Source organism: Stenotrophomonas sp. S4 (assembly GCF_054187805.2).
In genome coordinates this window covers 1455553-1476376 of the sequence record NZ_CM196188.1, presented here as the reverse complement: position 1 = coordinate 1476376, position 20824 = coordinate 1455553, and the positions used below count along the sequence as shown (strand labels likewise).

The following is a 20824-nucleotide window of genomic DNA, read 5'->3' as shown; positions in this document are numbered from 1 at the left end:
GTAATGGAAATGCAACACCGCACTGGACGCAACGCGGCGCTGGCCGCCCTGCTCTGCCTGGGCCTGGCCGCCTGCCAGACCCTGCCCCCGCCGTCGCCCCTGCCGCCGGCTCAGCTGCAGGGCCTGGAACAACGCGGAACCGACGGCAGCTTCGAGGGTGCCTTTGATACCGCGCAAACCTTCGAGCGCTTCAACGATCCGCGCGCCATCGCCTACTACGAGCGTGCCGCAGCGGCCACACCCTGGACCTTCCACAACACCAGGGCGGAAGAAGCACTGGGCCGGATCTGGATCTCCGGCACGCTGCGGTATGCCGACAGCCCCCACATCAACCCGGCTCCGGTGCTGCGCGCGTCCTGGCGACGCGGTGAACGCTGGTCTCTGGCTGCCGCCAACCACGGCAATCCGTATGCGTTCTTTGACCTGGCCAAGGCCTATCGCGAGCGCGGTGATGCCCAGCGAGCACTGCGCTGGGACCTGCGCGCGATGGTCTACCAGCGCTATGCGTCGTCATCGTCGGGACTGCCCGGCGCGGTAGCGGCCACAGGCGATACCGTGCATCCGCTGGTGGCGAGGATCCAACGCCGTGCCGCTGCGGGTGACGCCGGCGCACAGGTCGATCTGGGCGCGCTGCTGGAAAGAGGCGTAGGCCTGCCACGCGATCCCGCGCGCGCGCTGCAGCTGTACCAGCGCGCCGGCGAGCAGGGCAATGTGTTCGGCCAGTACTTCGCCGGACTGCTGCTGGGCCGCGGTGCGCCGGGCGTGGAGAAGGACACCGACGCAGCGACGCACTGGTTCGCCAGGGCCGAAGCGCAGCACTTCTACATGGCCGCGCCGAGTTACTGGAAAAAAGCGGTCGAGCCGCCGTTCTTCATTTTTTCGGAGTAGAGAAGCGGCCCCGGCGGGAGGCGTGCCGACCAACGGTCGGCACCCACCCTCGCGGAATTCATTCCGTCATGGGGTTCCCACCAGCAGCCGTTCCACCAGCCGCTGGTACAGCCCCGGCAATGCCTCCAGATCGTCCACGCGCACGTTCTCGTCCACCTGGTGGATGCTGGCGTTGACCGGCCCCACTTCGATGCACTGCGCGCCCAATGGCGCGATGAAGCGGGCATCGGACGTGCCGCCACCAGTGCTTTCCTCCGGTGCACGGCCGATGTGCTCGGCCAGCACCGCACGCGCCGTGGCGCGCAGCGTGCCTTCCGGGGTGTAGAACGGCTCGCCGCTGCGATGCCACTTCAGCGTGTACTGCAGGCCATGCCGATCCAGCAGCGCGGTGATCTCCGCTTCCAGCTTCGGTGCATCCCAGTGCGGGTTGTAGCGGATGTTGAAATCCACTTCGAGCTCGCCGGGAATCACATTGTTGGCACCGGTACCGGCATGGACGTTGGAGATCTGCAGGCTGGTCGGCGGGAAACTTTCGTAGCCTTCATCCCAGCGCCGCGCACTCAACTCGGCCAGGGCCGGCGCCGCCTGGTGGATCGGGTTGCGTGCCTTCTCCGGATACGCCACATGGCCCTGCACGCCCTGCACCCGCAGCTTGGCCGACAGGCTGCCACGGCGACCCACGCGCAGCAGGTCACCCAGCGTCGCGGTCGACGACGGCTCGCCGGTGATGCACCAGTCGATGCGCTGGCCGCGCTCGGCGAACAGCCGTGCGACGTGGCGCACGCCATCGATGGCATCGCCTTCCTCGTCGCTGGTCAACAGCACCGCCAGCGTGCCGGGGTGATCAGGATGTGCGGCGATGAACTGCTCGGCCGCCACCACGAACGCCGCCACGCTGCCTTTCATGTCGGCGGTGCCACGGCCGTACAGCACGCCGTCACGGATCTGCGGCGTGAACGGGTCGCTGGCCCAGGCCTCGCGCGGGCCCGTCGGCACCACGTCGGTGTGGCCCAGCAACACCAGAACCGGCGCGCCCTGTCCATGGGTCGCCCACAGATTGTCGACCTCGCCCAGCCGCAGATGGTCGCAGTGGAACCCGGCCTGCTTCAGCCGTGCCGCCAGCAGCGCCTGGCAGCCGGCGTCGTCCGGCGTCACCGAGGGCCGAGCGATCAGCTCGCAGGTCAGGTCGAGAACCGCGCTCACGCGCCACCCACGCCGAAGCGTGCTTTGAAGCCGTTGTCACTGAAGCCCTGGCTGACCGTACCGTCGGAGGTGACCACCACGGGGCGCTTGATCAGTTGCGGATACTCGCGCAGCAGCAGCTTCCATTCGGCCTCGGAGTCGGCGGCCTTGCGGTTGTCCGGCAGCTGCCGCCAGGTGGTGGAGGACTTGTTGACCATCGCGGCCAGGCCACCCAGCTGCGCCGCCCATGCCAGCAGCGTTTCCGGGCTGGGCTTGTTGTCGCGGTAGTCGACGAAGGTGTACGGCACGCCGAAGCGGTCCAGCCACTTGGTCGCCTTCTTGCAGGTATCGCAGTTCTTCAAACCGTAAACAGTGGTGCTCATGGCCATCTGTGATGCTGGAAAACAGAGGGCCAGAATCTCACAACAGGCGCTCGGACACGACCCGGAACGGTACCCTTGGCAGCCGGAAGGCCAGCCCCTCGTGCAGCGCCACGCCCATTGCCTGCAGGCGCGGGCAATGTGGTTCGCCCTCCAGCTGCAGCGGTTGCAGCTGTGCGATGTCCACCGGCAGAGCGATGCGGGTGCTGGCCCAGCGCTGGTCGCAGGTACGGGCGATGGCCTCGTCCTGGCAGGTCAGGAAACGCAGCAGGGCCTGATGGCTGCCGAAGGCCGCCGCCCACCCGGCATCGTCCCAGCCCGCAGCGGCCTGCCACTGCAGGTGCAACGCCGGGGCACTGCCCTGCCCGCCCTCGATCCGCGTGTGGCCACTGCCTTCGGCATCCAGCGCATGCGTGAAGTGCACCGACAGGTGCGGCTGCATGGCATCACTGAAAGCGCGCGCGCCGGCGACGAAGGCCAGCTGGTCCATCACGTTGCGATCGAACAGCACCACCGGCGCCCCATCCGGAGCGTCGTCGCGACGCAGGTACCAGCGCCAGTTGCTCTGCCTGGGAGACGGCATCAGCGAGCGCAGCGGCCCGGCCAGCGCGGGCCCGAAGTGCCCGTGCCGGTAGCTGAGGATGGTGTAGGGCGTGCGTCCGGCGTGGACCACGTAGTGATGGCCTGGTGGTGGCATCGGCGCGTGGCGCACGTCGACCCACCAGCTCACGTAGACCACGTCGCGTACATCGCTGACCAGCGCCGGCATCGGCCAGCGCCGCGACAGCGCGCGGCGCAGCCGGGTCCAGCGCGGGGCGTGCAGCAGGCGCGGCAGCATCCGCCCGAACAGGGTGTCGGACGGATGCTGGTAGATCGCGGACTGCGCCAGATCCTCCGGCGCCGTCATCCTCAGTCGGCCAGGCCGCGCAGCAGGTCGTTGACGCTGGTCTTGCTGCGGGTCTTGGCATCAACCTGCTTGACGATCACCGCGCAGTACAGCGAATGGGTACCGTCCTTGCTCGGCAGCGAGCCGGACACCACCACGCTGTACGGCGGGATGTAGCCGTAGGTGATCTCGCCGGTGGCGCGGTTGTAGATGCGGGTGCTCTGGCTGAGGAACACGCCCATGCCGATCACGCTGTGGTGGCCGACCACCACGCCTTCCACCACTTCCGAGCGCGCACCGATGAAGCAGTGGTCCTCGATGATGGTCGGGCTGGCCTGCAGCGGCTCCAGCACGCCGCCGATGCCGGCGCCGCCGGACAGGTGGCAGTGCTGGCCGATCTGCGCGCAGGAACCGACGGTGGCCCAGGTGTCGACCATGGTGCCTTCGCCGACATAGGCGCCGATGTTGGTGAAGCTCGGCATCAGCACTACGTCCTTGCCGAAGTAGGTACCGCGGCGGGCGATCGCGCCCGGCACCACGCGCACGCCGCCACGGCGGAACTTCGCTTCGTCATAGCCGGCGAAGCGCGATTCGACCTTGTCCCAGAACGGTGCGGGGCGCGCATCGACCACCGCCATGTCGTTGACGCGGAAGTACAGCAGCACCGCCTTCTTCAGCCACTCGTTGACCTTCCAGCCACCCTGGCCGTCCGGCTCGGCGACACGGAATTCACCGGTTTCCAGGCCATCGATCACACGGTTGACCAGCGGACGGGTGGAACCTTCCAGCTCGTGCAGGGTCAGCGTCGCACGGCGCTCGAAGGCGCTCTCGATGCCGAACTTCAGCTCTTCCACGCCCGGTGCCGACGGCTTGCGCAGCGACTTGCGGGCGATGGTCTCGGCGCGGACCGCTTCGGCGCTCTTGGCCGGGGCCTTCTTCATCGCAGCCGTTTTCTTCACCGCCGCCGTTTTCTTTGCCGGGGCCTTCACCGCAGCAGCCTTCTTCGGCGCAGGGGTCTTCTTCGCGGCCGGGGCGGCGGCAGCAGGTTTCCGGGCCGCTGCGCTCTTGGGGGTCGCGGCGGTCTTCTTGGCGGGCTTGGTGGCCATCAGGCGGGGTCTCCGGCGTTTCGATCAGGGTCCAGGCAGGCCAGCATCGCGTCATGCAGCTGCTGCCGGGCAGGTTCAGTCAGGGGGAGGTCGTGTTCGTCACTGATCACGAAGGTGTCTTCGGCGCGTTCGCCGAACGTTGCAATGCGCGCATCATGCACGCGCAGGCCCTGGTTGCGCAGCACGAACGCCACATCGGCCAGCAGGCCGGGACGGTCGGGGGCGACCAGGGCAAAACGGGTTGCGCCTGGCTCATCGCGGAACTCGATGCGCGGGGCGAAGCGGAAGTGCCGCAGCTGCCGCGGCACGACCCGGCGCGACGGCCGCAGCCGCGACAGGTCACCGCTGAGTGCCTCGCGCAGGGCCGCCTCCAGGTTGGCGCTGCTGCCATCGGCAAAGGTGTCGGCCGGGTTCACTTCGAAGGTATCGAAGATGGTGTCGGCCGGACCGTCCAGCACGCGTGCGCGGTGGATGCCGTAGCCCTTGCGGTCCAGGGTCATCACGATCGCGGCAAACAGGCCGTCGCGGTCCGGCGAGTGCACGAACACTTCCAGCGCCGGGTCGTCGACGCTGATCCGGCGAACCTTCACCAGCGCCTGGCCCTGCTTCACCGGCACCAGCGCGGCAGCCTGCCAGGCCAGCTGCTCCGGGCGCAGGCGGATGAAGCCCTCATCGGGCATCACCGCGAACTGGCGGTCGATGGTGGCATCGTCGTAGCCCTGCTCGCGCACCAGTGCGCGCACGCTGTCACGTGCCTCGGCCACGCGCTCGGCGGCCGGTACCGGGTGCTCCAGCCCCTCGCGCAGCGCGCGCCGGGTAGCGAAGTACAGGTCGGCCAGCAGGCGATCCTTCCAGGCATTCCAGAGCTTCGGGCTGGTGCCGGCGATGTCGGCACAGGTCAGCAGGTACAGGTAGTCCAGGCGGTCGCGGCTGCCGACCAGGGTGGCGAAGCGGTGGATCACCACCGGATCGGCGATGTCCTGCTTCTGCGCGGTCACCGACATGCGCAGGTGCTGTTCGACCAGCCATGCCACCAGCTCGGTATCGGTGCCACTGAGCGCATGCGCCTGGCAGAACGCACGCGCGTCCACCGCGCCCAGCTCCGAGTGGTCGCCGCCACGGCCCTTGGCGATGTCATGGAACAGGCCGGCCAGCAGCAGCAGTTCCGGCTTGCGCAGGCGCGGCCACACTTCGTGCGCGATCGAGAAGCGCTCGTCGGCGCGGCTGCTGGCGAACTGGCCGATGTTGCGCAGGACCATCAGCGTGTGCTGGTCGACCGTATAGACATGGAACAGGTCGAACTGCATGCGCCCGCTGACCTGGGCGAACGCGGGAATCCACTGGCCAAGCACGCCCAGCCGCGCCATGCGCGAAAGCGTATCGACCGGACGCTGGCCGCGCAGCAGGGCCAGGAACTGCTCGCGCGCATCGGTGTCGGCCTGGTCGTAGGCCGGCAGCAGCGGCAGCGACTCGGCCAGTGCACGCGCGGTCAGCGAGTGCAGTCCGCGCACCTGCGGGTTGTTGGCCCAGCTGGAAAACAGTGCGAACACCTGGCCGATGTCGCCGCGCGGCCAGTCGGCCTCGTTGGCGGCTAGGTAGCCACGGCGCAGGGAAAAGCCCACGGTCAGCGGTTCCGGCTGGGCCTCGCCATCGAATTGTTCCTCGAAGCGCTGCAGCAGGCGGTCGCTGATCCGGCGCACCACCAGCGCGGCGCGGTAGAAGCCCTGCATCATTTTCTCGACACCGAGATTCTCGGCATCGTCCTCGAAGCCCAGGCGCGCGGCCAGGGTCTTCTGGTAATCGAAACGCAGGCGCTCTTCCGGACGGCGCGCGACCAGGTGCAGGCCGAAGCGCAACCGCGCCAGCACGGCACGTTCGCGCTTCAACGCCGCGGCTTCGTCAGCGCCCAGATGGCCGAGCCCGACCAGGGCCTCCAGGTCGCGCACGCCGAAGGCACGCAACGCCATCCAGCCCAGCGTGTTGAGATCGCGCAGGCCGCCGGGGCCATCCTTCAGGTCCGGCTCCAGGTTGTCGGCGGTATCGCCGAAGCGCTGGTGGCGGTTGCGCAGCTCTTCCAGCTTGGCCAGGAAAAAGCTGCGTGCCGGCCACAGCTCGCGGTCGTCGATGGCCTCGCGCAGCGCGCGGCGCGCGGCATCATCGGCCAGGATCGGACGCGCCTCGATCAGCGCGGTCAGCACGGTCTGGTCAGCTGCCGCCTCGCGGCACTGCGATGCCGAACGCACCGCATGGCTGACGGCCAATCCGCAGTCCCACAGCAGCGCGAACAGGCGCGCCAATGCCGCTTCGTGCGCCAGCTGTGCCGGCGGATCGCCGAACACCAGCAGGTCGATGTCCGAACGCGGGAACAGTTCACCGCGGCCATAGCCACCGACCGCGAACAGCGCCAGGCCACTGTCGGCCGGCAGGCAGCGCTGCCAGGCCAGGCGGATCAGATGGTCGGCAGCGCGCGCGCGCAGCGCCAGGAGGCGCTCGATGTTGTCGCCCTGGTCGAAGCGGCGGTACAGGCGCGCGTCGGCCTGCTGCAGCGCCTGGCGCGCGGCAGCAGCCCAATCCGGGTCGTTGAGCGACGCGGCCGGCGTGTCCAGCAGCGAACTCGCCGGCAGCATCTTCAGGAGACCTGCGACTCGCCTGGCGACAGGGTCAGCACGTCCACGCCGGTCTCGGTGACCGCGATCATGTGCTCCCACTGCGCCGACAGCTTGCGGTCCTTGGTCACCACGGTCCAGCCGTCCGGCAGCACCTTGTTGTAGCGGGTGCCCTCGTTGATCATCGGCTCGATGGTGAAGGTCATGCCCGGCTGCAGCACCAGGCCCTGGCCCGGACGACCGTAATGCACCACCTGCGGCTCGTCGTGGTAGACCTTGCCGATGCCGTGGCCGCAGTACTCGCGCACCACGCTGAAACGCTCGCCTTCGGCATAGCTCTGGATGGCATGGCCGATGTCGCCCAGGGTGGCGCCCGGACGCACCGCACGGATGCCGCGCCACATGGCTTCGTAGGTGGTTTCCACCAGGCGGCGGGCCATCACCGACGGGGTGCCGACGAAGTACATGCGGCTGGTGTCGCCGTGCCAGCCGTCCTTGATGACAGTGACGTCGATATTGATGATGTCGCCATCCTTGAGCACCTTTCCTTCACTGGGGATGCCGTGGCAGATGACATTGTTGACCGAGGTGCACACGGTCTTCGGGAAGCCGCGGTAGCCGACGTTGGCCGGAATGGCGCCCTGCACGTTCACGATGTGGTCGTGGCAGATGCGGTCCAGTTCCTCGGTGGTGACACCGGGCTTGACGTGGGGGGTGACGATGTCGAGCACTTCGCTGGCCAGGCGGCCGGCGATGCGCATCATCTCGATTTCCTGCGGGGTTTTCAGATTCACGCTCATGGCACCCATTATCGCCGATCCGGCCGCAATCTGAACGAACGCCACCCAACTGGCGATCCGGGCCATGCACGGTTCCGGCAAGGAAAGTGAAAGCGTGATGCCCTCCACTCTTTCGCCTGCCTATTTATCACGGATTACAGACACTTACGCCTCCTAAGCTGGACCCACTGTCGTCAAAGCGGCGCCGAACGTGCCGTCTTCGCCTTGTTCAACAGACCTTCGGGTCAGGGAGGTTGTCCATGCGATCCCCAGTTCGATCCCCGCTGACATGGGTCGTGGCCGGGCTCCTGCTGTCCAGCCCGGCGTTGGCCGCCGACACCACCACCTTCAACGTCACCCTGGTGGTCACCAAGGCCTGCACCATCACGGCGGCGGCCGCCACCAACGTCGACTTCGGCACCGCCGCCTCGACCACCGCCACGCCCACCCTGGGCCAGGGCACGGTGACCGCGCAGTGCTCGGCACTGACGCCCTACACCATCTCACTGAATGCGGGCGCCAATGCCAGCACGGCCAATGACGTCACCACCCGGCGGATGAAGAACACCAATGCTGCGGTGACCGCCAACAACTACGTCGGCTACCAGCTCTACCAGGACGCCGCCCATACCCTGGTCTGGGGCGCCACGTCCGGCACCAATACCCAGGCCGGCATCGGCACCGGCCTGGCCGTGCCCTACATCGTCTACGGCCAGATCCTGAACCTGAGCACCAACAACCCGGCCACCGGTAACTACCTGGATACGGTTACCGCCACGATCACCTATTGATGGAGCACGCCCGCATGGCCGTACCCCGCCCGTGGCGCGCCACCGGCGTGGCGCTGCTCGCCCTGTGCCTGCTGGCCGCCGCCACCGCCGGGGCCACCAGCCTGCAGGTCGCCCCGACCAGCCTGCAGCTGGAAGCCCGCCAGCGTGCCGGCGAGTTGTGGCTGACCAACAGCGGCACCTCGCCGGTGAAGCTGCAGGTGCGCGTGTTCCGCTGGGTGCAGCAGGACGGCCAGGAACAGCTGCTGCCCACCGATGAAGTGATGGCCACGCCGCCGATGCAGGAACTGGCCGCCGGCCAGCAGCAGCTTGTGCGGGTGATGCGCCCGGACCGGGAACCGCCGCCGGCACAGCGGTACTACCGCCTGATCGTCGACGAGGTGCCCGATCTGGCCACGCGCGCCGGCGGCATGCAGTTCGTCCTGCGCTATTCGATCCCGGTCTTCGTGCAGCCCTCGGCCGGCACGCTGGCACCGCGGCTGCAGGCCCGCCTGGTGCAGTTGGCGGACGGCCGCAATGGCGTGGAGGTGGCCAATTCGGGCAACGGCTACGCGCAGATCGCCGATCTCGCGCTGGGCAGCGCCACGCGCCCGCGCATCGTCCACCCCGGGCTGCTGGGCTATGTGCTGCCCGGCCAGGTGATGCGCTGGCCGATCGAACGCACGGCAATCGACCGCGACAACGACCAGATCACGGCCAAGCTCAATGGCGAGTCGGAACAGACGCCACTGTCGCCCCCACCGGCTCGCTGAGGCGTTGATGGGCGCGCTGTTGGCTGCCCTGGCTCCCGCGGCGACCGAGGCCGCCGATGTGTCCGGCGCGGCGGCTGATGTATCCGGCGTGTCGGCAGATGCCATCCTGCCGCCACCGACCCCGCTGACCGCCAGCCAGGCGCTGTACCTGGATGTGTCGCTCAACAGCACGCCGCGCGGCCTGCTGCCGTTCACCGAGAACCGCGGCCGGCTGCAGGCCAGCCCCGACGTGCTGCGCCAGCTGGGCTTCAATGCCAGCGGCGACGCACCGGTCTACCTGGACCAGATCAGCGGCGCGGTGGTGCGCTACGACGCACACATGCAGACGCTGGCGCTGGACGTCCCGCTGGACCAGCTGACCCTGCCCACCACCGTGCTCAGCCGCCCGCAGACGCGCGCGCCCACCGGCAACGCCTCGCCGGGCGTGTTGCTCAACTACGACGTCTACGGCAGCCGGGTTGACACGCTCGGCAACCTCAGCCTGAGTTCGGAACTGCGGGTGTTCGGCATCGGCAACGGCACCTTCGAGAACACCGCCATCAGCCGCCGCTACCAGCAGCCCGGCGACCGCCGTTGGCGCGGCGAGAGCGTGCGCCTGGACACACGCTGGAGCCTGGATTTCCCGGACAGTGCAACCACGCTGGAGGTCGGTGACTTCTACAGCGGCTTCGTCGACTGGACCCGCCCGGTCCGCCTGGGCGGCCTGCAGATCGGCCGCAACTACGGCCTGCAGCCCTACCGCGTACTCACGCCCACGCCGAGCTTCCTCGGCCAGGCCGTGGTGCCCTCCACGGTCGAGCTGTATGTCGATGGCCTGCGCCAGTACAGCGGCCAGGTGCCGGTCGGGCCCTTCCAGCTGGCAGCGCAGCCCGGCATCAGCGGCACCGGCAATGCGCAGGTGGTGGTGACCGATGCGTTCGGCCGCATGCAGACGCTGGATTTCAGTTTCTACGGCACCCAGCAGCTGCTGGCCAAGGGCCTGTCGGACTGGTCGGTCGGCGTCGGCCAGCTGCGCAGGGATTTCGGCGAACGTTCCTTCGCCTATGACGATCGCACGGTGGCCAGTGCCAGCTGGCGCGGCGGTGTCACCGACACGTTCACCGGCGAAGCGCATGCCGAAGGCGGCGGTGGCCTGGCCCAGGCCGGCATCGGTGGCTGGTGGCTGCTCGGCGCTGCCGGCGTGTTCAATGCCGCCTATGCACACAGTGATTATCATGGCCTGCAGGGCGGGCAATGGGCGCTGGGCTACAGCTGGAACAACCGTCGCTTCAACGTCAATCTGCGCAGCGTACGCAGCCACGGCGACTACCGCGACCTGGGCGCGCTGCAGGGCAACCTGCCACCGAGCATCAGCGAGCAGGCCACGCTCGGCCTGGACCTGCTGCGGCTGGGCACGCTCAGCGCCAGCTATCTGCGCCTGCGCTACCCCGACGGCGACGACAACCGCTACGCGAGCCTGTTCTGGTCGCGTACCTGGAGCCAGCGCTGGTCGGCCTACCTGTCGGTGAACCAGAACCTGGACCGCAGCGACGACCGCAGCATCTACCTGTCGGTAACCGCCAGCCTGGGCAACAACCGCCAGGCCAGCCTTTCGAGCCAGCGCAACGGCGACAGCCAGAGCTGGGTGGCCGACGTGACCCAGCCGGTGCCGGGCGATGGCAGTGCCGGCGGCGTCGGCTGGCGCGCGCAGCTGCGCCACGGCGAGGACGGCAACGGCGGCCTGGCCGAGGTCGGCATCCTCAACGATGTCGGCCGCTATTCGTTCGGCGCCTCGCGCCAGGGTGGACTCAACTATGCCTACGCCAGCGCCAGCGGCAGCCTGGTGTGGATGGGCGGGCACGCCTTCGCCACGCGCGAGGTCTCCGATGCGTTCGCGGTGATCAGCACCAATGGGGTCGGCGGCGTCCCGGTGCGGCTGGAGAACCGCCTGATCGGCGTCACCGATGATCGCGGCCTGCTGCTGGTCAGTCCGTTGCTGTCCTGGCAGCGCAACCGGGTCTCGATCGACACCCTGGACCTGCCCGAAGACATGCGCGCCGACCGCATCGAGGACTGGGTGACCCCGCGCCAGCGCGCCGGCACCCGCGTGACCTTCCAGCTGCGCTCGCGGCCGTCACTGAGCCTGACCCTGCTGGCGATGGACGGCCAGCCTCTGGAGGTGGGCAGCGAGGTGCAGCTGCCTGACGGTCGCCAGGCCACGGTCGGCTACGACGGCCTGCTCTATCTGGAAGATGTCGCCGCCGGCAGCGTGCTGTACGTCACCACCAGCCATGGTCCCTGCCGGGTGAAGGTGCCGGACCTGCCCAAGGTGGTGGCGTCCGGCGCCCGGCCGAAGCCGGCACCGCAGCAGTGCATCCCGGAGGTCGCGCCATGAGGGTACTGCTGCTCGTCCTGCTGCTGTGGGCCGGCCTGCTGGCAGCGGCGCCTGCCAGTGCCACCGCGGTCTGCACGGCGGTCGCCAATCCGACCCTGCCGTTCGGCAACATCAACAGCAATGCACCCGGCCCGAGCACGGCCAACCTCAACATCACGGTGACCTGCACCACCGCTGCGCTGAGCCTGCTGGCCACCACCGGCGTGCGCGTCTGCGTGGGCATCGGCGCAGGCAGTGGCGGCGGCAGCAGTTCCACGTTCCGCACGATGGCCACCTCCACCAGCGACACGATGAATTTCCAGCTGTACAACAACGCCAGCTTCGGCCAGGTCACTGGCCTGGCTCCGCACGGCACGCCCCCGGCGCAGGAACTGACCATGAGCTACAACGTGCCGCTGCTGACCGGTGGCAGTGGCGCGCAGACCGTGCAGCTGTTCGGGCAGATTCCGGCCAACCAGGTCCTGGCCTCCGGCGCGTACAGCAGCACCTTCAGCGGTGCCAGCGTGGTGCTGACCTGGGCCTGGAACGAAGTCCTGCTCGGCACTGCCACCATTCCCGCCACCTGCAACGGCGGCGCCACCGGTACCAACAGCGCGAGTGCGGCCTTCAGCTTCACCGCCACCGCCAATGTGCTGCCGCAATGCGGCAGCTACGTCACCACCAACATGAACTTCGGCAACGTCACCGGTGGCATCCCGGCCAACATCGACCAGACCGCAACCCTGACCCTGACCTGCCTGAAGAACACCGCCTTCCAGGTCGGTCTCAACAACGGCCAGAACAATCCCACCGCCACCACCACCCGGCGCATGGCCACCACCATCGGCGGCAGCACCTACTACCTCACCTACGAGCTCTACCGGGACTCCGCACGCAGCCAGCGCTGGGGCAACACGTTGACCGTCGATACGGCCAGCAGCACCGGCACCGGCAGCGCGCAGCAGCTGACCATCTATGGCCGGGTACCGCCGGTCACCGGCCAGCCTCCGGCCGGCACCTACAACGACCTGGTGCAGGTGACCATCACTTATTGACCTGCGTGCCGACCAACGGTCGGCACCCACCGGGGGGGCGATCCGCGTGCCGACCAACGGTCGGCACCCACCGGTGGATGCGGGCATACGGATGCCGGGCAAGCGCGACGCTACAGTTCCGGCGCATCCCGCCGATACCGCGCAGCGAGTCTTTCAGTACGGTGGATGGCAGGTGGTTCGTGCATTTCTGATCGGGGCGATGCTGGTCGCCAGCCTGCCGGCATGGGCCGAACCCAGCAGCAGCACCCTGCAGATCCGGCTGACCGTGGTCGAATCCTGCAGCGACGATGGCGGTGGCGTCCGCTGCCCGGCGCCGCACCAGCGCAGTGACGCGCCCCAGGTGCCGCCCCAGGTCCGCGAGCTCGCGCCACCGGCAACGGACGTGAACGCAACACCCTCCGTGACCCTCATCTACTGATGCGCGCGCTGCTGACCCTGCTGGCAATGCTGCTGGCACTGCCCGCCGCGGCGCTGGAGCTGTTGCCGACCACCCTGCAGCTGCCGGCCCAGGGCGGCCGCGCCGAACTGTGGCTGCACAACCCCGGGCCCGGCCGCTGGCAGGGCCAGGTGCAGGTGCTGGCCTGGGATCAGCAACTGGATGCCGAACGGCTGCAGCCAAGCGACCGGATCCGGGTCAGCCCGGCGCGCCTGGACCTCGCCCCCGGCACTACCCAGCGTGTCTGGCTGCTGCCAGCCGAGCCGGCGGCGGCGGTCGGTGAACAGGCCTATCGGATCGTACTGGCGCCGGCGCTGGCGGGGTTGCCGCGCTATTCCCTGCCGCTGTTCCGCGGGCCAGCGGCAACACCGCTGCATGCCCGCCTGCAGGGCCGCGTCGAGACCCAAGCGTCGCAGCCCACACTGCGACTCAGCAATGCGGGTACCCTGCACGGCCGCCTGCACGATCTGCGCTTCATCACGGCGGACGGCCAGTCAACGCTGCTGACGGCTGGCCTGGCCGGCTACATCCTGGCGGGCCATGAACGCCGCTGGCCCCTGCCTGCCCGCGCCGATGGCTATGCTGGAGGCCGCTTCCAGGCACGCCTGCAGGACGGCCGCGAGGTCGATCTGGCCACAGCTGCCCCTGCAATTGCAGCAAGCGCCCCCAGCGGGCTATAATCGACCGGATTCCTGCCGCCAGCGTGCGCGGGAACCCGTCCACACCGGACGTCACCGGTGAATCCACACCTGCTGCCCCCATCCGTGCCGGGGTGCTCCGCAAGGAGTTCGGCCACGGAGGCAACAGGGAAGCCCAACCCCGGAACCGATCGCGCTTCCACGCGTCCCGCATACCTATCCCCGCGGGCGGAATCGCTGGTTCCATATCAGGAGTATTGCAATGCCCCAGGTCACCATGCGTCAGATGCTGGAAGCCGGCGTCCACTTCGGCCACCAGACCCGCTACTGGAACCCGAAGATGGCTCCGTACATCTTCGGCGCCCGCGGCAAGATCCACATCATCAACCTGGAAAAGACCGTCCCGCTGTTCAACGACGCGATGAACTTCATCTCGTCGGTTGCCCAGAAGCGCGGCACCGTCCTGTTCCTGGGCACCAAGCGCAGCGCCCGCGAAACCATCAAGGAAGAAGCCGAGCGTTGCGGCATGCCGTTCATGAACCAGCGTTGGCTGGGCGGCACCCTGACCAACTTCCGTACCGTCAAGCAGTCGGTTGCCCGCCTGAAGGAACTGGAAGCCGGTGAAACCGACGGCACCTTCGAGAAGCTGGTCAAGCACGAAGTGCTGGGCCTGCGTCGCGAGCGCGACAAGCTGGAAGCCTCGCTGGGCGGCATCAAGGACATGAACCGCCTGCCGGACGCCATCTTCGTGATCGACATCGGCCACGAAGACATCGCGATCAAGGAAGCCAAGAAGCTGGGCATCCCGGTCATCGCCGTGGTCGACACCAACTACAACCCGGAACTGGTTGATTACGCCATCCCGGGCAACGACGACGCGATCCGCGCTGTGCAGCTGTACGCCCGCGCCGCTGCCGACGCCGTGCTGGAAGGTAAGGCCGCTGCGCCGCACGCCGCTTCGGTGCGCGAGGAAGAGTTCGCTGAAGCCGCTGCTGAAGGCGAAGAGAAGCCGGCCCGCCGCGCTCCGGCCAAGAAGGCTGCCAAGAAGGGCGACGACGCCCAGGCCTGATCCAGGCCCCGGGGTGGACGCCCGGCGTCCACCCTCCCTGCACGCCGCCCTTGGCGCGTGACAGGACCGTGTCACACGGGCCGGCCACCATGCCGGCCCAACCCCTTTCTTTCGTGAGGTAATCCCGTGGAAATCACTGCTTCCCTGGTCAAGGAACTGCGCGAGCGCACCGGCGCCGGCATGATGGAATGCAAGAAGGCGCTTACCGAAGCCAACGGCGACATCAACGCTGCTGCTGAAGCCATGCGCAAGTCCGGCGCTGCCAAGGCCGACAAGAAGGCTGACCGCGTGGCCGCCGAAGGCCGTCTGGGCCTGGCCCAGGACGGCGGCAAGGCCGTGCTGGTCGAAGTCAACTCGGAAACCGACTTCGTCGCCAACGACGACAACTTCAAGTCCTTCGTCAACGCCGTCGCCGCCGCTGCCCTGGCATCGGGCGCCACCGACGTCGAAGCCGTGAAGGCTGCCAAGCTGGCCGACGGCCGCACCGTTGAAGAAGCCCGCGCCACCGCCGTGCAGACCCTGGGTGAGAACATCCAGATCCGTCGCATGGTGAAGGTGGATGGCAACAACACCATCGGCGCCTACGTCCACACCAACGGCAAGGTCGGCGTTCTGGTCGATCTGGTCGGCGGCGACGTCGAGCTGGCCCGTGGCCTGGCCATGCACGTGGCCGCGCTGAAGCCGCCGCACAACAAGGCTGCGGACGTCCCGGCCGAGTTCGTCGAGAAGGAAAAGGAAATCGAGCTGGCCAAGATGTCCGAGAAGGACAAGGCCAAGCCGGCCGACATCCTGGAAAAGATCATCAGCGGCAAGATCAACAAGATCGTCAGCGACGTGACCCTGTACGGCCAGACCTACGTGCTGGGCGACACCACCGTCGAGCAGGTGGTCAAGGCCGCTGGCGCCGACGTGGCAGGCTTCAAGCTGCTGATCGTCGGCGAAGGCATCGAGAAGGTGGTGGAAGACTACGCCGCCGAAGTCGCCAAGGCGATGCAGGTCTGATTCCAGCCTTCCGGCTGTGAAGCGACCAGAAGGAGCCGCGGGAAACCGCGGCTCTTTTTTTATGCCGGTGAACCTGTGGGTGCGCACCGTTGGTGCGCACAGCCTCCGTTGGTGCGCACAACCGGCACCTTTGCGTTGCGCGCGAATCAAGCCGATACTCGGCGCAGGGAATCCACAGTCACATAGCAGGAACGAAAATCGCGGACTGTGATGCATTCCTAGGTATTCTTGTCCTAATGGAATTGAACGACCCGACATGCCTCCCGAGCTGACAGCTGCCCTGGCGCTCTGCCGCAACCTGCCTTCGCCACCCGGTATTGCCCTGCGCATCATCGAACTGGCCCAGGACCCGGAAGCGGACATCGCCACAGCCGCCGACATCATCGCCATCGACATGGCGCTGAGCGCTCGCATGCTGCGCATCGCCAATTCGCCGCTGTATGCCAGCCGCCGCCGCATCGAAAACCTCGGCCAGGCGCTGACCATGCTGGGCCTGAACGCCACGATCAGCCTCGCCCTGGGTTTCACCGTCACCCAGGGCCTGACCGGCGGCACCGGCGCCGACCATGACCTGCGCCAGCGCGCGTGGAAGCGCAGCATCCTCAGCGCCCTGGCCGCCAGCCAGCTGGGCCAGGCGCGCGGTCTGCGCCGGCTGGAGGAACTGATGCTGGCCGGCCTGCTGCAGGACCTGGGCGTGCTGTGCCTGGCCCAGGCCGAGTCGGAGCGCTACCTGCCGCTGCTGCGCGAGGCACGCGACAACATCGACCTGGTCGCCCGCGAGCGCGAGGAACTGGGCTGCAGCCATGCCGAGGTCGGCGCCTGGGTGGCCGAGCAATGGGGCCTGCCCCGCTACCTGGTCGAGAGCATCAGCCACAGCGAGGACGAGGACGCCGCCGAATCGCCGTTCCAGGCCTGCGTGCAGCTGTCCGGCGCGGTGGCCGACATCTGGCTGGATACCGACGCCGATGCCGCGCGTGAGCGCGCCCTGCAGCAGGTGCACGACCGCCTGGAACTGGACAGCGCGCGCTTCGACCAGGTCCTGGCCCGCATCAGCGAGGCCCTGCCCGATATCGCCAGCCTGTTCGATGCCGGCCTCAATTCACCGTCCCGGGTGCGCGAACTGATCGATCACGCGCAGGAGCTGGCCACGCTGCGCAACCTGCGCGAACTGCAGGATGCCGACCAGGCACGCCGCCGCGCCGACGAGTTCGAGGCACGCGCCAAGCGCCTCGCCGACCAGGCCCATCGTGACGCGCTGACCGGCGTGCTCAACCGCCGCCAGCTGGAAGCGGTGCTGGAGCAGGAGTTCCTGCGCGCCGGCCGTCAGGGCTGGCCATTGTCGGTGGCCTTCATCGACCTGGACGACTTCAAGAAGATCAACGACGCCCACGGCCACCTGACCGGCGACGAGGTGCTGCGCGCCTTCGCCGGCAAGCTGCAGGGCCAGCTGCGCAACAGCGACACCGTCGCCCGCTTCGGCGGCGAGGAATTCGTCGCGCTGCTGCCCAATACCAGCGAAAGCGTGGCCCTGGACGTGATCCGCCGGGTACTGGCCAACATCGTCGCCACGCCGATGGCCGAGCTGGAAGGGGGGCCGCTGTTCGTCACCTTCTCCGCCGGCGTGGCCACCCAGGGTGGCTACGAGCGCTTCGCCGACGTGCAGGACCTGCTGCGCGCGGCCGACGATGTGCTGTACCGCTCCAAGAACCTGGGCCGCAACCGGGTGATCGCCCGCTCACCGGGCGCCCTCGGCCACGACGAGCTGTCGGCCACCGCCGGCGCCGAACTGGGCTGAAGGGGAAGCCCCGGTTGACCGGGGCGAATCACCGGATTCTGCGCCGCAGTGCACAAAACACTTTGGCACGACGCCGCATGCGCGTAGAATCGCCCGCGATTTCCACGCACCCGAGGTCCCCATGTCCAAGCTCGCCTATCGCCGCATCCTTCTGAAACTGTCCGGGGAGGCGCTGATGGGAGATGAGGACTACGGCATCGACCCGAAGATCATCAATCGCCTGGCCCGCGAGGTCATCGAAGCCCAGCAGGCCGGTGCCGAAGTGGCGCTGGTGATCGGCGGCGGCAACATCTTCCGCGGCGCTGGCCTGGCTGCTGGCGGCATGGACCGGGTCACCGGCGACCAGATGGGCATGCTGGCCACGGTCATCAACGCCCTGGCCATGCAGGACGCCCTCGAGAAGCTGGGCGCCAAGGCGCGCGTGATGAGCGCGATCAAGATCAACGACGTGTGCGAGGACTACATCCGCCGCCGCGCCATCCGCCACCTGGAAAAGGGCCGCCTGGTGATCTTCGCGGCCGGCGTCGGCAGCCCGTTCTTCACCACCGATTCCGGCGCAGCCCTACGCGCGATCGAGATCGGCGCCGACCTGCTGCTGAAGGCCACCAAGGTCGATGGCGTGTACGACAAGGACCCGAACAAGCACAGCGATGCGGTCCGCTTCGACAGCCTGAGCTACGACGAAGTGATCCGCCGTGGCCTGGAAGTGATGGACACCGCGGCCTTCGCACTGGCCCGCGACAGCGACCTGCCGATGCGCGTGTTCGACATGGGCCAGCCGGGCGAGCTGCTGAAGATCCTCAACGGCGCGAACATCGGCACCCTGGTCCAGGGCCGCGACCCGGCCTGAGCCTGAGCGCAAAGCGACGACCGGGCCGATTCAGGCCCGGCAGCGTCCCGTATTCGCCTATAATCGCCCGATTCCAGATACATCCAGGACCGGGCGATGCTCAACGACATCAAGAACAACGCGCAGACGCGCATGGCCAAGAGCATCGACGCTCTGAAGCACACCCTCACCTCCATCCGGACCGGGCGTGCCACGCCGGCCCTGCTGGACCGCGTGACGGTCAGTGCCTATGGCAACGCCAGCACCCCGCTGAACCAGGTTGCCTCGATCTCCAACGCCGACGCGCACTCGCTGCTGGTCACGCCGTTCGACAAGAGCATGATCAAGGAGATCGAAAAGGGTCTCTACAACGCCGAGTTCACCCCGAACACCCTGGGCACCGCGATCCGCATCAACATGCCGCCGCCGACCGAAGAGCGCCGCAAGGAGCTGGCCAAGCAGGTGCAGAAGGAAGGCGAAGGCGCCAAGATCGCGATCCGCAACATCCGTCAGGACGCGAACAAGGAAATCGCCAAGCTGGTCAAGGACAAGGCGATCAGCGAAGACGAGAAGAAGCGCGGCGAAGACGACATCCAGAAGCTGACCGACGCCAACATCAAGGACGTCGACAAGGTCGTCGCCGACAAGGAAAAAGAACTGCTGTCGGTCTGAAGTCGATGCCTTCAGCCCCGCCTCCGTTGCCGGCCGCCCTGCCCCGCCACATTGCCATCATCATGGATGGCAATGGGCGCTGGGCACAGCAGCGCCGTCGCCCCCGCGTGATCGGCCACCGTGCCGGCGCCCGCGCGGTCAACCGCACCATCGAGCGCTGCCTTGAACTGGGCATTCCGGCGCTGACCCTGTTCGCCTTCTCCAGCGAGAACTGGGGCCGGCCGCAGGAGGAAGTGGATGCGTTGATGAAGCTGTTCCTCGGCGCACTCGACCGCGAAGTGGACGAGCTGCACCGGCGTGGCGTGCGCGTGCGCTTCATCGGCGAACGCGAGCGCTTCGGTGCCGGGCTGGTCAGCCGCATGCAGCTGGCCGAGCAGCGCACCGCCGACAACACCACCCTGACCCTGTCGATCGCCGCCAGCTATGGTGGCCGCCAGGACATCGCCCGCGCCGCGCGCGCCCTGGCCGTCGAAGTGGCGGCCGGTCGCCTGTTGCCCGAGCAGATCGACGAATCGCTGCTGGGCAGCCAGGTCGCCCTGGCCGACCTGCCGCCGCCGGACCTGTTCATCCGCACCGGCGGCGACACCCGCATCAGCAATTTCCTGCTGTGGCAGCTGGCCTACACCGAGCTGTGGTTCACCGAGGCCCTGTGGCCGGACTTCGATGCCGGGCAGCTGCAGCAGGCGCTGGACGCCTATGCCGGCCGCGAGCGTCGTTTCGGCCTGACCAGCGCCCAGATCGCCGCACTGGCCACCGAGACTTCCAGCCCATGACCAAGACCCGAGTCCTCGCCGCGCTGATCATGGCGCCGGTTGCCATTGCGGCGATCCTGCTGCTGCCCACGCAATGGCTGGCCGCCGCCGCCGCCGCGGTGCTGCTGATCGGCCTGTGGGAATGGCTGAAGCTGGCCGGTATCGAAGACACCCTGGCGCGCACCGTGCTGCTGGTGCTGAACCTGCTGCTGATGGTGCTGCTGGTCTGGGCCGATGGCAGCACGCTGGTGCTGTTCCAGATAACCACCCTGGCCGGCGTTGCCTGGTGGCTGGCCGCGCTGGTCTGGCTGCGCTTCTTCAACTTCGGTGCACAACCGTCGGCGCCCTCGCGCATCCTGAAGATGCTGGCCGGCACCCTGGCCATCGTCCCGGCCTGGGCCGCGCTGGTGCTGATCCATGCCGGTGGCGATCCGCCGGGCAAGCAGGGCCACCTGTGGCTGCTGGCTGCATTGGCGCTGGTGTGGGCGGCCGACTCGGGCGCCTATTTCGCCGGCCGGCATTTCGGCAAGCACAAGCTGGCCCCGCGGATCAGCCCCAACAAGACCTGGGAAGGCCTGTTCGGCGGACTGCTGGCCGGTGTCGCCGTGGCCGTCGGCCTGGGCTGGCTGGCCGGCATCGATACCGCACACCTGCCGGGCCTGCTGATCACCTCGGTGGTAGCCGTGTTCGCTTCGGTGCTGGGTGACCTGTTCGAGAGCCTCATCAAGCGCCACGCCGGCGCCAAGGATTCGGGCCACCTGATCCCGGGCCATGGCGGCGTGCTCGACCGTGTCGACGGCGTCCTGGCCGCCGTACCGGTGTTCGCGCTGGGCAAGGAAATCTTCGGGTTCTGACC

General features: G+C 68.1%; 20 protein-coding genes. 14 read left to right on the top strand and 6 right to left on the bottom strand.

From position 1 onward, the window contains the following. Positions 1-9 precede the first annotated feature (9 nt). Positions 10-888 (top strand): tetratricopeptide repeat protein, encoded by an 879-nt coding sequence (locus ACUZUJ_RS06740; protein WP_049446469.1) that lies wholly within the window; start codon positions 10-12, stop codon positions 886-888. A 66-nt stretch (positions 889-954) separates the two neighbouring features. Here the strand turns inward: ACUZUJ_RS06740 and dapE are convergent, their stop codons facing one another. Genes dapE through map form a run of 6 tightly spaced genes read right to left on the bottom strand, consistent with a single transcriptional unit; the run spans position 955 to position 7857 of the window. Further along, the gene (gene dapE, locus ACUZUJ_RS06735; protein WP_049446223.1) at positions 955-2091 is read right to left on the bottom strand and encodes a succinyl-diaminopimelate desuccinylase; all 1137 of its coding nucleotides are present in this window, start codon (positions 2089-2091) and stop codon (positions 955-957) included. Then, positions 2088-2459, bottom strand: coding sequence for an arsenate reductase (locus ACUZUJ_RS06730; RefSeq protein WP_182474420.1), 372 nt, complete (start codon positions 2457-2459; stop codon positions 2088-2090). The genes dapE and ACUZUJ_RS06730 overlap by 4 nt, the downstream gene beginning before the upstream one ends. Before the next feature lie 31 nt (positions 2460-2490). Next, positions 2491-3357, bottom strand: coding sequence for a hypothetical protein (locus ACUZUJ_RS06725; RefSeq protein WP_049446226.1), 867 nt, complete (start codon positions 3355-3357; stop codon positions 2491-2493). A 2-nt stretch (positions 3358-3359) separates the two neighbouring features. Then, a complete protein-coding gene (gene dapD / locus ACUZUJ_RS06720; protein ID WP_049446227.1) occupies positions 3360-4442 on the bottom strand; it encodes a 2,3,4,5-tetrahydropyridine-2,6-dicarboxylate N-succinyltransferase in 1083 nt (360 codons plus the stop codon). Continuing rightward, positions 4442-7051, bottom strand: coding sequence for a [protein-PII] uridylyltransferase (locus ACUZUJ_RS06715; RefSeq protein ID WP_458220123.1), 2610 nt, complete (start codon positions 7049-7051; stop codon positions 4442-4444). Before ACUZUJ_RS06715 ends, dapD begins: the two co-directional genes overlap by 1 nt. A 20-nt stretch (positions 7052-7071) precedes the next feature. Then, entirely contained in the window at positions 7072-7857 is a 786-nt protein-coding gene (gene map, locus ACUZUJ_RS06710; RefSeq protein WP_005412748.1) for a type I methionyl aminopeptidase, read from the bottom strand. A 230-nt stretch (positions 7858-8087) separates the two neighbouring features. On the opposite strand from map, the gene ACUZUJ_RS06705 reads away from it, so the two are divergent. The 13 genes from ACUZUJ_RS06705 to ACUZUJ_RS06645 all read left to right on the top strand — a co-directional run bounded on the left by ACUZUJ_RS06705 (position 8088) and on the right by ACUZUJ_RS06645 (position 20822). After that, positions 8088-8618, top strand: coding sequence for a Csu type fimbrial protein (locus ACUZUJ_RS06705; protein ID WP_049446232.1), 531 nt, complete (start codon positions 8088-8090; stop codon positions 8616-8618). Further along, positions 8618-9367: a fimbrial biogenesis chaperone gene (locus tag ACUZUJ_RS06700; RefSeq protein WP_101765193.1), complete on the top strand. Its 750-nt coding sequence runs from the start codon at positions 8618-8620 to the stop codon at positions 9365-9367. The genes ACUZUJ_RS06705 and ACUZUJ_RS06700 overlap by 1 nt, the downstream gene beginning before the upstream one ends. Before the next feature lie 7 nt (positions 9368-9374). Next, a complete protein-coding gene (locus ACUZUJ_RS06695; RefSeq protein WP_101765192.1) occupies positions 9375-11741 on the top strand; it encodes a fimbria/pilus outer membrane usher protein in 2367 nt (788 codons plus the stop codon). Further along, the gene (locus ACUZUJ_RS06690) at positions 11738-12775 is read left to right on the top strand and encodes a Csu type fimbrial protein (protein ID WP_014036511.1); all 1038 of its coding nucleotides are present in this window, start codon (positions 11738-11740) and stop codon (positions 12773-12775) included. Before ACUZUJ_RS06695 ends, ACUZUJ_RS06690 begins: the two co-directional genes overlap by 4 nt. A 172-nt stretch (positions 12776-12947) precedes the next feature. Further along, positions 12948-13193 (top strand): hypothetical protein, encoded by a 246-nt coding sequence (locus ACUZUJ_RS06685; RefSeq protein ID WP_458220073.1) that lies wholly within the window; start codon positions 12948-12950, stop codon positions 13191-13193. After that, entirely contained in the window at positions 13193-13891 is a 699-nt protein-coding gene (locus ACUZUJ_RS06680; RefSeq protein WP_458220074.1) for a fimbrial biogenesis chaperone, read from the top strand. Before ACUZUJ_RS06685 ends, ACUZUJ_RS06680 begins: the two co-directional genes overlap by 1 nt. A 220-nt stretch (positions 13892-14111) precedes the next feature. Further along, positions 14112-14918, top strand: a complete 807-nt coding sequence (rpsB, locus tag ACUZUJ_RS06675) for a 30S ribosomal protein S2 (RefSeq protein WP_005408748.1) — start codon at positions 14112-14114, stop codon at positions 14916-14918. Between the two features lie 126 nt (positions 14919-15044). Next, positions 15045-15920 (top strand): translation elongation factor Ts, encoded by an 876-nt coding sequence (gene tsf, locus ACUZUJ_RS06670; protein WP_049446244.1) that lies wholly within the window; start codon positions 15045-15047, stop codon positions 15918-15920. Positions 15921-16176: 256 nt separating this feature from the next. Then, positions 16177-17715 (top strand): GGDEF domain-containing protein, encoded by a 1539-nt coding sequence (locus tag ACUZUJ_RS06665; protein ID WP_014036507.1) that lies wholly within the window; start codon positions 16177-16179, stop codon positions 17713-17715. Positions 17716-17836: 121 nt separating this feature from the next. Beyond that, positions 17837-18565, top strand: a complete 729-nt coding sequence (pyrH, locus tag ACUZUJ_RS06660) for a UMP kinase (RefSeq protein WP_005415854.1) — start codon at positions 17837-17839, stop codon at positions 18563-18565. A gap of 96 nt (positions 18566-18661) precedes the next feature. Next, positions 18662-19216 carry a ribosome recycling factor gene (gene frr, locus ACUZUJ_RS06655; RefSeq protein ID WP_014036506.1) on the top strand — a complete coding sequence of 185 codons (555 nt, stop codon included), beginning with the start codon at positions 18662-18664 and terminating at the stop codon, positions 19214-19216. A gap of 5 nt (positions 19217-19221) precedes the next feature. Continuing rightward, a complete protein-coding gene (gene uppS / locus ACUZUJ_RS06650) occupies positions 19222-19989 on the top strand; it encodes a polyprenyl diphosphate synthase (RefSeq protein ID WP_032956844.1) in 768 nt (255 codons plus the stop codon). Then, positions 19986-20822, top strand: coding sequence for a phosphatidate cytidylyltransferase (locus ACUZUJ_RS06645; protein WP_014036504.1), 837 nt, complete (start codon positions 19986-19988; stop codon positions 20820-20822). The genes uppS and ACUZUJ_RS06645 overlap by 4 nt, the downstream gene beginning before the upstream one ends. Positions 20823-20824: the final 2 nt, after the last annotated feature.

Bases quoted from the DNA above. Each gene is read 5' to 3' on its own strand.
- ACUZUJ_RS06740 (WP_049446469.1), top strand. From the start codon at position 10: ATGCAACACCGCACTGGACGCAACGCGGCGCTGGCCGCCCTGCTCTGC.
- ACUZUJ_RS06730 (WP_182474420.1), bottom strand. From the start codon at position 2,459: ATGGCCATGAGCACCACTGTTTACGGTTTGAAGAACTGCGATACCTGC.
- ACUZUJ_RS06725 (WP_049446226.1), bottom strand. From the start codon at position 3,357: ATGACGGCGCCGGAGGATCTGGCGCAGTCCGCGATCTACCAGCATCCG.
- dapD (WP_049446227.1), bottom strand. From the start codon at position 4,442: ATGGCCACCAAGCCCGCCAAGAAGACCGCCGCGACCCCCAAGAGCGCA.
- map (WP_005412748.1), bottom strand. From the start codon at position 7,857: ATGGGTGCCATGAGCGTGAATCTGAAAACCCCGCAGGAAATCGAGATG.
- ACUZUJ_RS06705 (WP_049446232.1), top strand. From the start codon at position 8,088: ATGCGATCCCCAGTTCGATCCCCGCTGACATGGGTCGTGGCCGGGCTC.
- ACUZUJ_RS06700 (WP_101765193.1), top strand. From the start codon at position 8,618: ATGGAGCACGCCCGCATGGCCGTACCCCGCCCGTGGCGCGCCACCGGC.
- ACUZUJ_RS06695 (WP_101765192.1), top strand. From the start codon at position 9,375: ATGGGCGCGCTGTTGGCTGCCCTGGCTCCCGCGGCGACCGAGGCCGCC.
- ACUZUJ_RS06690 (WP_014036511.1), top strand. From the start codon at position 11,738: ATGAGGGTACTGCTGCTCGTCCTGCTGCTGTGGGCCGGCCTGCTGGCA.
- ACUZUJ_RS06680 (WP_458220074.1), top strand. From the start codon at position 13,193: ATGCGCGCGCTGCTGACCCTGCTGGCAATGCTGCTGGCACTGCCCGCC.
- rpsB (WP_005408748.1), top strand. From the start codon at position 14,112: ATGCCCCAGGTCACCATGCGTCAGATGCTGGAAGCCGGCGTCCACTTC.
- ACUZUJ_RS06665 (WP_014036507.1), top strand. From the start codon at position 16,177: ATGCCTCCCGAGCTGACAGCTGCCCTGGCGCTCTGCCGCAACCTGCCT.
- pyrH (WP_005415854.1), top strand. From the start codon at position 17,837: ATGTCCAAGCTCGCCTATCGCCGCATCCTTCTGAAACTGTCCGGGGAG.
- frr (WP_014036506.1), top strand. From the start codon at position 18,662: ATGCTCAACGACATCAAGAACAACGCGCAGACGCGCATGGCCAAGAGC.
- uppS (WP_032956844.1), top strand. From the start codon at position 19,222: ATGCCTTCAGCCCCGCCTCCGTTGCCGGCCGCCCTGCCCCGCCACATT.
- ACUZUJ_RS06645 (WP_014036504.1), top strand. From the start codon at position 19,986: ATGACCAAGACCCGAGTCCTCGCCGCGCTGATCATGGCGCCGGTTGCC.